Origin of the sequence: Cohnella herbarum (assembly GCF_012849095.1) — a bacterium.
Taxonomy (GTDB): Bacteria; Bacillota; Bacilli; order Paenibacillales; family Paenibacillaceae; genus Cohnella; species Cohnella herbarum.
Genome location: NZ_CP051680.1, coordinates 2,585,446 through 2,597,550 on the forward strand (window position 1 = coordinate 2,585,446; position 12,105 = coordinate 2,597,550).

The 12,105-nt window shown below is 49.1% G+C and carries 9 protein-coding genes and 1 other annotated feature; of the genes, 4 read left to right on the forward strand and 5 right to left on the reverse strand.

Going from position 1 to position 12,105, the window contains the following annotated elements; genetic code table 11:
* Nucleotides 1-101 precede the first annotated feature (101 nt).
* The 3 genes from HH215_RS11675 (at nucleotide 102) to HH215_RS11685 (ending at nucleotide 2,799) form a co-directional block, all read left to right on the forward strand.
* Nucleotides 102-1,307 (forward strand): MFS transporter, encoded by a 1,206-nt coding sequence (locus HH215_RS11675; RefSeq protein WP_169280060.1) that lies wholly within the window; start codon nucleotides 102-104, stop codon nucleotides 1,305-1,307.
* Nucleotides 1,308-1,537: 230 nt separating this feature from the next.
* A complete protein-coding gene (locus tag HH215_RS11680) occupies nucleotides 1,538-1,897 on the forward strand; it encodes a helix-turn-helix domain-containing protein (protein ID WP_169278257.1) in 360 nt (119 codons plus the stop codon).
* Between the two features lie 17 nt (nucleotides 1,898-1,914).
* Entirely contained in the window at nucleotides 1,915-2,799 is an 885-nt protein-coding gene (locus tag HH215_RS11685) for an IS3 family transposase (RefSeq protein ID WP_169278256.1), read from the forward strand.
* 364 nt (nucleotides 2,800-3,163) lie between these two features.
* Here HH215_RS11685 and tyrS read toward each other — a convergent pair whose 3' ends face one another.
* From tyrS to HH215_RS11710, 5 genes are all read right to left on the reverse strand, one after another.
* Nucleotides 3,164-4,453 carry a tyrosine--tRNA ligase gene (gene tyrS, locus HH215_RS11690; protein WP_169280061.1) on the reverse strand — a complete coding sequence of 430 codons (1,290 nt, stop codon included), beginning with the start codon at nucleotides 4,451-4,453 and terminating at the stop codon, nucleotides 3,164-3,166.
* 56 nt (nucleotides 4,454-4,509) lie between these two features.
* Nucleotides 4,510-4,738: a binding site (T-box leader), on the reverse strand.
* Nucleotides 4,739-5,011: 273 nt separating this feature from the next.
* Entirely contained in the window at nucleotides 5,012-5,143 is a 132-nt protein-coding gene (locus HH215_RS11695) for a sporulation protein YjcZ (protein WP_169280062.1), read from the reverse strand.
* A gap of 185 nt (nucleotides 5,144-5,328) precedes the next feature.
* Entirely contained in the window at nucleotides 5,329-5,433 is a 105-nt protein-coding gene (gene yjcZ / locus HH215_RS11700) for a sporulation protein YjcZ (protein WP_169280063.1), read from the reverse strand.
* 126 nt (nucleotides 5,434-5,559) lie between these two features.
* Nucleotides 5,560-7,503, reverse strand: a complete 1,944-nt coding sequence (locus HH215_RS11705; protein ID WP_169280064.1) for a TOMM precursor leader peptide-binding protein — start codon at nucleotides 7,501-7,503, stop codon at nucleotides 5,560-5,562.
* The gene (locus HH215_RS11710; protein WP_169280065.1) at nucleotides 7,500-9,044 is read right to left on the reverse strand and encodes a bacteriocin maturation protein; all 1,545 of its coding nucleotides are present in this window, start codon (nucleotides 9,042-9,044) and stop codon (nucleotides 7,500-7,502) included. Before HH215_RS11710 ends, HH215_RS11705 begins: the two co-directional genes overlap by 4 nt.
* Nucleotides 9,045-9,758: 714 nt before the next feature.
* Between HH215_RS11710 and serS the strand changes: the two genes are divergently transcribed.
* Nucleotides 9,759-11,048 carry a serine--tRNA ligase gene (serS, locus tag HH215_RS11715; protein ID WP_169280066.1) on the forward strand — a complete coding sequence of 430 codons (1,290 nt, stop codon included), beginning with the start codon at nucleotides 9,759-9,761 and terminating at the stop codon, nucleotides 11,046-11,048.
* Nucleotides 11,049-12,105: the final 1,057 nt, after the last annotated feature.

Below are 12,105 nucleotides of genomic sequence, written 5' to 3' on the forward strand. Positions count from 1 at the left end.
CCCGCGGAGTATGACAATAGTTTGACAATGCTGTTATTAGGCGCTCGTTTAGCCTATGATATACTGACTGTACGTAGGCAGCTTCGGGAAAGGAGTAGCTCATGCAACGTTGGAAAATCAATTTGTTCGTCTTAATGGGCGGCAATTTCTTGGTTATGGCGGGGATGACGATGATCATGCCCTTCCTGAGCCTATATTTGCAACAAGATCTAGGATTGACCGATAGACACGAGATCGGGGTATGGGCCGGATTTATTTTCGCGGCTAACTTTATTACCTCGTTCATCTTTCAACCGCTGTGGGGTAAATTATCGGACAAGTATGGCCGTAAAATGATGCTGCTGCGATCGGGCTTCGGAATGTCCCTCGTTATGGTGCTCATGGGGTTCGCGACCGCCCCTTGGCATTTGTTGGCGTTGAGGATGCTGAACGGGGTCATCTCCGGTTATACGCCCGCGGCGGTTTCGCTCGTATCGGCCACTACGCCGAAGGACCGAATGGGCTTCGCGATGGGAACTTTGCAGTCCGGCGGCACGGCGGGGACGATCCTCGGTCCGTTTATCGGGGGGTTGCTGGCCGATAATTTCGGATTCCGGCCGATTTTCTATATTACGGGAAGCTTGATGTTTCTTGCTTCCGTTATCTCGTGGCTGCTCGTCCAAGAAAACTTCGACCGAGCTGCCGCGGCGTTGAAGAAACAAATGAGCGTCTTCAAAGGGTTGCGCGATTTGATGGTAATCCGACAGTTGCCGGTGCTGCTAACCGTGACTTTCCTTATTCAATTCGCGATGTTAAGCCCGATGCCGCTAATCCCGCTATACGTGCAGGATCTGCACGGAACGACCGAGAACCTGGCTTTTTATGCCGGCTTCGTCGGTTCGGTAACCGGAATATCCAACATGATATGCGCGCCTCTTCTCGGAAAGTTAAGCGATAGAATCGGGGCGACCCGAATATTGCTCGTATCGTTGGCAGGCGCGGCGGTCATGCTGATTCCGCAGGCTTTCGTCGGCTCGGTCGGCCAGCTGCTCGTGTTCCGGTTTCTGCTCGGCTGCTTCATGGGCGGACTTATCCCGACCGTCAACTCCCTCGTTCGCCGGTACACGCCGGACGGAATGGAAAGCCGGGCTTTCGGCTTCAATAGCAGCGCCCTCAGCCTCGGCAACATGATGGGTCCGATTATGGGCGGCGCGTTATCGGGTTTCATCGGCATCGAGGGACTGTTCGTGTTGTCCGGCGTGCTGTTGTTTATGACTTGCATTTGGGCGACCCGCGCTTTACGCTCCCGGTCGGCTTCGCGTACTTAAAGGTTAGACGGTAAGTTACTTTCTGTGCGCTATGAGGTTGCGTGTTCCAATTGCATAGGAGATAAGGTACTCTCAGTACTTTATTTGGTTCGTCACCCACCCTGCGGGGGAGATAAGGTACACTCAGTGCTCTATTGGATGCGCCGGCGGTGATCTCTATTAAGCCCCCTAAATGAATTGGAGAATGGCTAGGGAAATAAGGTAGTATTTCATTAGGGGGGCGAGCGGAAATGAGACAGCGAAATAATGCCTTTAAGGAAGTACGTTACAAAGCAGCACAAGAGGCTCTTGCGGGAATGAAAGCAGGCGTGCTGGCCAGAAAGTATGACGTGACTCCGAAAACAATTAGAGCATGGGTAGTGGAATATCAAGAGACGTTTGGGGCAGATTCATTGCCAACGATCGACGAACGAGTTATGGAGTCCAAGCGACTTGCAGATCTGGAAGAAAAGTACGAGCGTGCATTAAAGGCGTTAGGGCAAAAAGAGTTAGAGATCGAGGTGCTGCGCGAACTCGTAAAAAAGACGAACCCTGCCTCAATGACAAACTCGACGTTGCCCAGACGTTCATTGAGCAGGGACATACAGTAGCTAACATCTTAAGCATTGTGGGGGCCGCGTCTTCGACGTACTACGAACGAAAGAAAGCATCACGTGAGGATACAACTACAGAAACAAAAATGCCACTCCGAGGACGCCCTGTAACTAAGCATTCTCTAACGGTTTGCGGAAACGTAATAAGTAATGCACAGATTGAAGAGTGGTTAATGGAGCTGGTGTCTGGCGAAGAGCATAGCTACGGCTATCTGTTGTTAACAGAATGCTTACACGTACAGCGCCAACTCATCATCAATAAGAAAAAAGTGTACCGCCTCTGTAAGAAGCTCGGTATTCTTCATCCGCAACGACGTAAGAAGGTTCACTATCCAAGGCGCCTAGCACGCAATCACACGATAACAGGTTCCAACCAAGTCTGGCAGCTCGATATTAAGTATGGATACGTTGCGGGGTATGATCAGTTTTTCTACATCGCAGATATGATCGACGTTTACGATCGCAGTATCGTCGGCATCCATATCGGTACGAATTGCGAAGCCAAACACGTATGCGAAGCTGTGAAAAAGGCGTTACAGTCACGTCTAAAGCCCGAAGAGAGCAAGCCGATCATTCGCACCGATAACGGCCCCCAATTTATCAGCAAGGCGTTTGGAGAGTTATGCGAAGCAGAGGGAATTATGCATGAGCGCATTCCTCCAAAGACACCTAATATGAATGCATACATCGAGTCCTTTCATGCCACCCTTGAGCGAGATCTGCTTGGAAAAGAGAGCTTTGAATCTTTTCAGGAGGCACACGAAGCTGTACGGAATTACATTGATTTTTACAACAACCGCCGCATGCACAGAAGCCTGGGAAAACGGTCCCCAACGGCTTTCATGAAGTGGGTGGAGCAAACGACTGATTCTTTAGAAAAGTACACTCGAGCCGTTTAAGAATCGAAATCCTGAGGAAAACGCTAGTAAACCAAGTATTTTTACGACAGCAACGTATTTCATCAGTAATACTCCGGATTTAGGGGGTCTAACCGATCTGTCTCCCAACAGTTAAGATAAGGTACTTTCAGTGCTTTATTTGGTTCGTCACCCACCCTGCGGCGGAGATAAGGTACTCTCAGTGCTCTATTGGATGCGCCGGCGGCGATCTGCCCTTCCAGCAGCTAAGATATGGTACTCAGTGCTTTATTTGGTTCGTAACCCACCCTGCGGCGGATAAGGTACTTTCAGCGAAAAACAAAAAGAAGGGATTGGGCAGATGCCCAATCCCTTCTACATTACGCTTATCCGCGTAAGCCAACCCCTACTCGAACTTCACCAAGTAGTAATTTTTCTTGCCGCGACGCAGGACGGTGTACTTGTCATGCAGCCGTTGTTCCTTCGTTACGACGAAATTAACATTCTGCTGTCTTTCGCCGTTTACATACACCGCGCCTTTTTCGATATCTTCTCTCGCTTGGCGCTTCGAAGGAGAAGCTTTCGTCTCGATCAGAAGATCCAGAAGCGCGGTTTCCTCATGCCCGGAAATAACGGTCGTCGGCATATCCTGCAATGCTTCGACGAGTTCGGACTCGCTAAGCTGCGTAACGTCTCCGGAGAACAACGCTTGCGTGATCTTCTCCGCGCTTACGACGGCTTCTTCGCCGTGAACGAGACCGGTAACTTGTCGAGCCAGCTCGCGTTGAGCTACGCGTTTCTCTGGACGCTCGGCAAGTTCGGCTTCTAATTCCGCGATTTGCGCACGATCAAGGTACGTGAAGTATTTCAAGAACTTGATTACGTCATTGTCGTCCGTATTAATCCAGAACTGATAGAAGGCGTATACCGACGTTTTGCTGCGATCTAGCCAGATCGCTCCGGACTCGGATTTACCGAACTTCTTGCCGTCGCTCTTCGTAACGAGAGGAACCGTCATCCCGTATGCGTCGCCGCCGCCCATTTTTCCGATCAGATCAAGTCCTGCCGTAATGTTGCCCCATTGATCGCTGCCACCGACTTGAAGCGTACAGTTATGATCGGTCAACAGCTTGTAGAAGTCATACGATTGAAGGATCATGTAGCTGAACTCGGTAAAAGAAATACCGTTCGCGAGTCTCGAATCGACCGAGTCCTTGGCCAGCATGTAATTGACGGTAAAGTTTTTGCCGATGTCGCGCAGGAACGTAATGATATCCATCGGGCCTAACCATTCGTAGTTGCTCACGAGTTTCGCCGAATTGGCATCCGGAGTGAAATCCAGAAACCTCGAGAGCTGATCCTTCAGCCGATTCGTCCATCCCGCAACCGTATCGGTCGTATTGAGGGATCGTTCCGTCGAACGTCCACTCGGATCTCCGATCATTCCGGTACCGCCTCCGACTAGCGCGATCGGGTTATGTCCGGCACGCTGAAAATGACGAAGGATCAGTATCGGCAGCAAATGACCGATATGCAAACTGTCTGCAGTCGGATCGAATCCGCAGTAAAGTACGACCCGCTCTTTGCCCAGCTTTTCTTGCAAGCCCTCGCGGTTGGTCATTTGATGAATTAATCCTCTGTATTCGAGTTCCTCCAGCAAATCGTAGGTGCCTTTGGCTTCATTGATTGCGGTCATGGTCATCGTTCCTCCTATTTTTCATGTAAAAACAAAAAAGACCCGTCCTGTCTATAGACAGGGACGAGTCATCGCGGTACCACCCTAATTGAAAATGCGCTCCGGCGCATTCTCCACTCTTGTCTCGTAACGGTTGACGACCGTCTTGCCTTTCCGTACCGGTACGGTTTCAGGTCAAGATGCTCCAGGACGTAATTCGCGTTTGCTCGTGTACCGGCTTGCATCGACCGCCGGCTTTCTGAAACACGGGATACGAACGCTACTGATCCCCTTCATCGCTAATGCTAAATTATTCGTTTGAATCACTGTATACGATGCGGCGCAGGAAGTCAACTTTGATTATGCAGAACTGTGACTATACAGAACAATCTCGGATTATTTCCGAATCCGAAGATCGACTTATGCTTGCCATTTTTCATAAAAAAATCAACCCCGGCTAGCCGCGAGGCTGAGCGGGGTTGTGCTAGTATTAGCTTCGCCATCTTATTAACGGAGTAAGGAGGGGTGCTTCCGGATAGATTTGTTGTTACGCACGCAAACCTTAACGGGTAATACGGATTAGTAGATCCCGATTCCGGCTCTCAAGATGATGACCAACAGTATGAAGAGAACAAGAGCGAATGCCGCAGCTCCCATTCCGCCATAACCTGCACAAGAACCAGCACCTACACCGCCAACTGGATAACCCATAGTATCACCACCAGTTTTTTTATTGTGACTGTTTATCACCCTGTTAGATTATGTATGGTTAATCATATTGTCAGTACATTCGCACAGATCCAAGCAAAAATCCGCTAATGCACAACTAGTCCCATTTTGCTGTTATAAGTAAAACCACCATGCTTTTCAGCATGGTGGTTTATTTTCATTCGTGATTAGTAACCGGCTCTCAGAATGATAACCAACAGAATGAAAAGTACAAGTACAAATGCAGCAGCTTGCATACCGCCATAACCTGCACAAGATCCACCGTAACTCATCTTCATCACCACCTGATTCTTTTTGTCTGTGATTATTTATTACCCTGCTAAAATATGCAGGTATACTTATACCGTCAGTGCATTCGCACAGATTTTTAAGATATCCGCGAATAACTACCGATTCGCCTATAAAAAAGGATGAGGATAAGGGTTAATCCCTTGTCCCCCTTGCGATTCCTTCGTATAACCAAGCATTGCCGGAACGTTAAGCATCCTCTCCAACCCCGTCAAACGAACAAGGCGGTGACCGAATGACATGGGCACCATCCCGGGGATCAGAACTTTAACGCAATGTAGTCCGTTACTTAAAGTTTCGGGAGTCGTTTGGTCGATCACGATGACTTCGAGATTTAATGACCGGAATTTCAGAAGGATATCCTTGAGATCATCCGTCAAATCCTTATTCCATTGTCTAGGTTCGAATCCTTGTTCGAAAGTTTGGAGAGGACGATTCTGATCCAGTATAAAAGACAAACGCTTCTCCGCTTCAGGTAAGCCGTACAACAAGGAATGATCCTCCATCCGCTTTACTAAGTACGGATCATCCAGCATTCGATAATACTCATCCTTGTTCCGTTGCAACGTTTCTCCAAGATAGATCAGGTTGCCCGCCACTTCATGAACCGCGCTTTTGGCGGCTCTTATCGGATCCAGGTGGGCTCCGCCCGCGCAAATGAGATTTAATCCGCTATTCCCCTTATTTTTGGCTATTGTCCAAATACTAGGAATTCCGGTTTCCATGGTCACGTTAAACAAATATAAATCATAACCTGATACGGCCTGTAAACGATCTGCCATGAGCAGTAATTCCTTGTCGTTGGACGAAAAGAGATCTAGTCGCGGGGCCGGGATTTGCGAATACCAAGTCATTAGAAACGAATCGCGCTCGACCACCTCCATAATGCCGTAGAAAATCGCTTCCTCCAAGCTCCCCCCTAACGCGCAGCCGTTCGAGCCCTCCATAACAAAGCCGTCTCCTAATCCTAAACTATAGTAAGCAAGCTGTTCGGGAACCAGTATCGGCAGCTCCGCCGTTAAGGAGTAACCCCACACCCAGTTCATCGGGAACTCGGGATCAAAGGGTTTGAACGGAAAATCCTCTTGCGCATACTGATCAGCCGAGTATACCCCCACCTCCATGGGATTGAGCGCTCTATTGGACAGATTCTGATAAGAATCATGAATCACGACTCTCTTGCCGCGCGCCGAAATTCCGCAATAACGCTCCAAGCCTTCCAAGATGGCTATTCGTTCGCTTCTCTCATAAGAATGAGAACGGCCTCCCGAAGTTTCATTGCCTGTCGTTGATGGTAGGTTCACGTATATATTGGAAAATGGCGATAACAGATCCATAGATTTTTTATTGAAAATGCCCGTCCGTTCGTCTAAATAATGTTTAACTAAGTCTCGCCCGAGGTCATCCACCGATTTGCTTCGATACGTATCGGCATTGATCTTAGGGCTTGGCTGCAATGAAACGATCGCGTTCTCCGGCGTATCGAGAGGCGGATTGCCGCAATAAAGACACAGAGGGTCTGGTATAAACGCATGCAGCGAACTTTCCAACGTTTGCAAGTCCACGAAATACACCCCGCAATCCGTTAGAGCAGGTAATCCCTGAATCCAATTCCGTGTTTCCGCGGCGATCAAGTAACTCATCTGCATAATTCCAAACCTCGAGATCGATGAATCACGCGGAATTGCGCCATGCAACAATAGAGTCATTTGTAACTCAATACTATTCTCTCGATCCTGCCCGGCCGTAAAGCTCCTTAACTCGGCACATTGGGAACAGCCCGGTTTACCCGGTTGAATCAGCGGTCCGACCACGCCTTCGTCATGACATATAAATCCCCTCAACCAAGGAATGGCGGTCCTATGCAATACTTGTTCGGCAAGCTCATATACGGAAGGTCGCCATTCATCGGATAGCACCAATACCATTTTCGCCGATTCCGGGATGGGCAGGTTGAAATCAATTTGACGATTGACTTGATATTGTTCGGATAATAAATCGCTAACAGATTGTGCCAACAGTCCTTCACCGACGATCGCAACGAGATCATTCACCCGGATACCTCCTCCTCTCCAAGCATAAAGCCAAGTAAGCCCCCCAGATGTTCATTCAAAAAGAATTCCGCCTTGATATCGAATACGATTAATTGCTTTTGATTACGTTTTAAGACGGATATAGCGCGTTGTATCAACTCGGCGTTTGTCGTGTCGTCGACGTCTTTAATTCTCAAGTCTGATGCCATGGCAATTTCCGAATCTGGAGTCGGCATTTCATCTCCGCGCTGCAAGGCGGGCTCCATTTGATTTTGTATGCTCAGAAGCGCCTGTTGAAGAGCCGTTCTGAGCGCCAATGTCCTGTTCAATCCGACGCAGCTGTACCAGCTCTCGCCCATACCGATCCAAACGACCGGAAAGCCGTGTACGTCTTCGCCCAATCGGATCTTCGGTACTCCATGCAAAGTCTCTAGTGCTCGTAAGTAATAGAGGGAGCGGGGATCCTCGACATGACTAAGCGGTATCCCGACTTTCGGCGAGATCCGTTTAGCACCTTGCTTCCTCCATAGTTGCGTTAAACACTTCTGCAATCCGCGACAAACGGCTTCTTCGAAAGTTGCCCCCGCTCCGATATCAATGGATTCGGATTGCTGGTCCGTCAAGAATCGGGAAAACGACAATCGACTTAATCTAGTTACGTAGGCCTCTATTCCAGCTAACCCCGCTTCGTTGCGAGCTTCCATATGCGTCAGACCTGCGCTAGTGATTACCGGGAGCATTTCCGCAAGCCCTTCCGACAACGGATCAACCGGCTGAATCCGGCATTGCGAGAGAGGAAGCTGGCTCAGGTCTCCCTCCTCCCAAAGGTGAAATATACCGGAGTGCGGAGATGTTAACCGACTCGTAAACGATAGGAATTCGTTATCATCCATACTGCTTACCCTATCACTTCCGAGTCGCTGCTCCCAATTTCGAACACGTTCAATCGTGACTTCATTTGTTATTAACGGATGGGGCAAGAAGGAATGATAGCTACCTTCAAGCGTGCGCAAATCCAACAAAAAAAATCTATTTTTCGACTCCGACTCCGACGTTGTTGTAATCGTTCTATACATGTCAAATACGATGACGTTGGCAAGCATTGCCGTTGCCGCTAGGCTAACTCTTGAAGCCATTGGGTCGATACGAATCGCGGCTCGATGGAGGCGCCTCCGTGCAGAATCCCAACTCCCCAAGGAGTCGGAATTCACCAAAGGTCCCACAAAGCCCGTTTGCCCGATGCAGGCGGCGATGAGCAGAGATTTCTTTTCAGCGATGCTGGCTTCTTGAATAGCCTGGATTTGTTCGACTTTCATCTGCTGACCGAAATACAAAATCCAATCAAACGGCTGAACTCTTGCTCTCCAAGCGCTTACGGTATTTTGGGACGTAGTCCATTCAATTAATTCCGTGTCCATAGACGTCACATGGCTGTCCGATAATCCGGATTCGAACAATGCCTTAACCAACGAAGTCAAAAAGGAACCGGCTCCGATCGCCAATACTTTGACTCCGATTCTCGAATCGTATCTTCCAACGATTTCAATCGTTGACTGGGTCATGAGAATGTCATTCCTCGCACAAGGGGGATTAGGCGATAGCCCGCCAGAAATAAGATATGGCTTTATGCGGAAAATGGTGTATTCGCTGCGGGGTAATCGCATTAGTTTGCTTCATAACCGAGTAACGCTTTAATTAATTGTCCCGGGCTTATTTTATAAACGGAACTGGACGCCGTTATTTAGTCGAAAACAAGTGTTTTTGAGTTCTAACGGCGCTGGACGCCGCTATTTAGGCTCGGATGGCATTTTTTCTGGGGGAAACACTCGAATAAGAGCGCTCATCTCCGTTAGATTTTGAAAAGTACCTTTTTTAGCAAAATAGCGGCTTCCACCTCCGTTAGACGTAAGCTATTGTAGGGTAAAGTAGTGTATTGAGCATAAAGTACGAAGCGATTCTTAATGTGAATACCCAGTAGTTTACAGCATGCTCCTCTTGTATGAGTGGCTGGATTACGTTATACTACAACAAATTAAATGATCGACATTATGCCTATGAAGAGCATCCAACTCGGAGGCGTTCCCGTCAAGGAAGTCGTTCGGCTAAGCCGGGCAGCTTCCCTAAGTTAACCGTAGCCGCTCGTTATCGCGGAACTAAAGAGGATCGGACAGAGCTGTCTGTTCGGTCAATTTGGGTGGCACCGCGAGTAAAAAACGCTTCTCGTCCCATGAAGACGAGGGCGTTTTTTGCATTTTATTCTAAAGGAGCGCGGTGACATGTTGGACATCAAATGGATTCGGATGAATCAAGAAAGAGTGCAGACGGTAGCGGATCAGAAAGGGATCGTTATTTCGATAGCGGAGCTGCTGGAGTGGGATGAGAAAAGACGAGCGTTGCTCGCCGAAACGGAAGGGCTAAGAGAATCCAGAAACAAGCTGTCGCAGCAGATCGGAAGCCTAACCCGCCAAGGTGATTTTGGGCAAATCGAACCGATCAAGCTAAGGGTAAAGCAGATCAATGATAGCTTGCTCCAATGCGAGATGAATTTATCTGAAGCGGAAACTCGCTATTCGGAATTGATGATGCTCGTACCGAATAACGTCTCGCACGATACGCCCTACGGCAAGTCGGATCTGGACAACGTGGAGCTTAAGCGGGTCGGAGAGCCAAGAATGGCCGATTATAGCCTTAAAGATCACGTAGCGCTCGGTGAACTGCACGAGATGATCGATGTTCCCCGCGGAGTCAAAACGGCCGGATCGCGCAACTATTACTTGAAGGGCGAAGGTGTCCTGTTGCATCGCGCCGTACAGCAACTCGCTTTCGACTTGCTTATCGCCCAAGGGTTCACACCGTTGGAAGTCCCATTAACGGCGAGGCCCGAAGCGCTGCGCAATACCGGATTCTTCCCGCTTGGAGAAGACCAAACCTATCGGATCGCCGAGGAGGACAGATGGCTCGTGGGAACCTCGGAGGTGCCACTTGTTACCTATTACGCCAATGAAATCGTTAACGTCGACGAACCGATCAAGTTAGCGGCGGCTTCCGTCTGTTTTCGCAGCGAAGTCGGCTCGACCGGCAAGGACGTCCATGGACTGTACCGGGTGCATCAATTCGCCAAAGTTGAACAAGTCATCCTATGCGATGCCGACCCGGAACTGTCGGATCGCATCCTCCAAGAGATTACCGCTAACGCCGAACGGCTTTTGCAACTTCTGGAGCTGCCATATCGGGTAGTCGCCGTATGTACGGGCGACATGTCGCAGAAAACCTACAAGCAATACGACATCGAAACTTGGATGCCGAGCCGGCAAGCATACGGCGAAACCCATTCGTCGTCCAACCTGCACGATTTCCAAGCGCGTCGCTCGAATATCCGTTATCGCGATGCGGACGGTCGTCTTCAATACTGTCACACGCTTAACAACACTGCCGTTGCTAGCCCGAGAATTCTTATTCCGCTTCTGGAGAACCATCAAGACGAAGACGGCTCGATTAGCATTCCGGCAGCTCTGCGGCCATATATGGGCGGCCGTGAGCGGCTTTATCCTCTCCATTCTGTATAGCAACAAGATGAGATCGCATGCTCAGCGGACTCCGGAGGAAATAGGTGCGCGGCAGTACTAATCCGTGTGCGGAGCCGACTCTGGAGGAAATAAGTGCGTGCCGGGGTACTATTCCGTGTGCGAGGCCGGCTATGGAGAAAATAGATGCGTGTTGCGGTTACTGGGCTTAGGCCGACTTCTTTTAGGGAGTATTACTAGTCACTTTTTTAGTCTGCTTCGCCGTAGTCGTCATCCAGCCTCACACTCAGTAACATTCTCCGTGGATCGTTAGCCAACTTTCGTCGGGTGTAAGGTACTCTCAGTTCGTTTCGTGGTTCGTTAGCCAACTTTCGGCAGCTGTAAGGTACTCAGTTCGTTTCGTGGTTCGTTAGCCAACTTTCGTCGGGTGTAAGGTACTCTCAGTTCGTTTCGAGGTTCGTCAGCCAACCTTTGGCGGAGATAAGGTACTCTCAGTGCGCTTCCCGGATCGTTAGCCAACTTTCGTCGGATGTAAGGTACTTTCAGTTCGTTTCGAGGTTCGTTAGCCAACTTTCGGCGGAGATAAGGTACTCTCAGTTCGTTTTGCGGTGCGTTAGCCAACTTTCGGCGGGGTACGGTACTCTCGGTTCGTTTCGTGGTTCGTTAGCCGAAATTTGGCGGAAAGCGTACTTAGAGTAACTTTGGCTCTGTGAAACTCCATTGTGATGGCGAAATAACGTTACGGCGTAACGTTATTCCGGTTTTCCGGGTGACTGCGGGATCAATTAGCGGTGTGGCATAACGTTATTTTTTTGAATTCTGTCCATTTTCTTCTTCAGGTGAGAGATAGCGTTATGGCATAACTTTATTGCGGCACTCTGGATAACTTTGAGGGCAAATAGCGATATCGGATAACGTTATTATATAAACGGCGGGTAGTGTTCCGACACTATGGGTCATCCGAGCTCGGAGTCCGCGCTAAAGTATCATATTCCGGCACTATGGCCCCAATCCTGATTGAAAGCATATTCAAAGTATCATAATGGATTGCTTATTACCGTCTATATAGTTGCAGATTGAACACTTAAGTGTACATGCT

Coding starts and splice junctions, on each gene's coding strand:
- HH215_RS11710 (WP_169280065.1), bottom strand. CDS start 9,044: ATGACCCAGTCAACGATTGAAATCGTTGGAAGATACGATTCGAGAATC.
- serS (WP_169280066.1), top strand. CDS start 9,759: ATGTTGGACATCAAATGGATTCGGATGAATCAAGAAAGAGTGCAGACG.
- HH215_RS11675 (WP_169280060.1), top strand. CDS start 102: ATGCAACGTTGGAAAATCAATTTGTTCGTCTTAATGGGCGGCAATTTC.
- HH215_RS11680 (WP_169278257.1), top strand. CDS start 1,538: ATGAGACAGCGAAATAATGCCTTTAAGGAAGTACGTTACAAAGCAGCA.
- HH215_RS11695 (WP_169280062.1), bottom strand. CDS start 5,143: ATGGGTTATCCAGTTGGCGGTGTAGGTGCTGGTTCTTGTGCAGGTTAT.
- tyrS (WP_169280061.1), bottom strand. CDS start 4,453: ATGACCGCAATCAATGAAGCCAAAGGCACCTACGATTTGCTGGAGGAA.
- yjcZ (WP_169280063.1), bottom strand. CDS start 5,433: ATGAGTTACGGTGGATCTTGTGCAGGTTATGGCGGTATGCAAGCTGCT.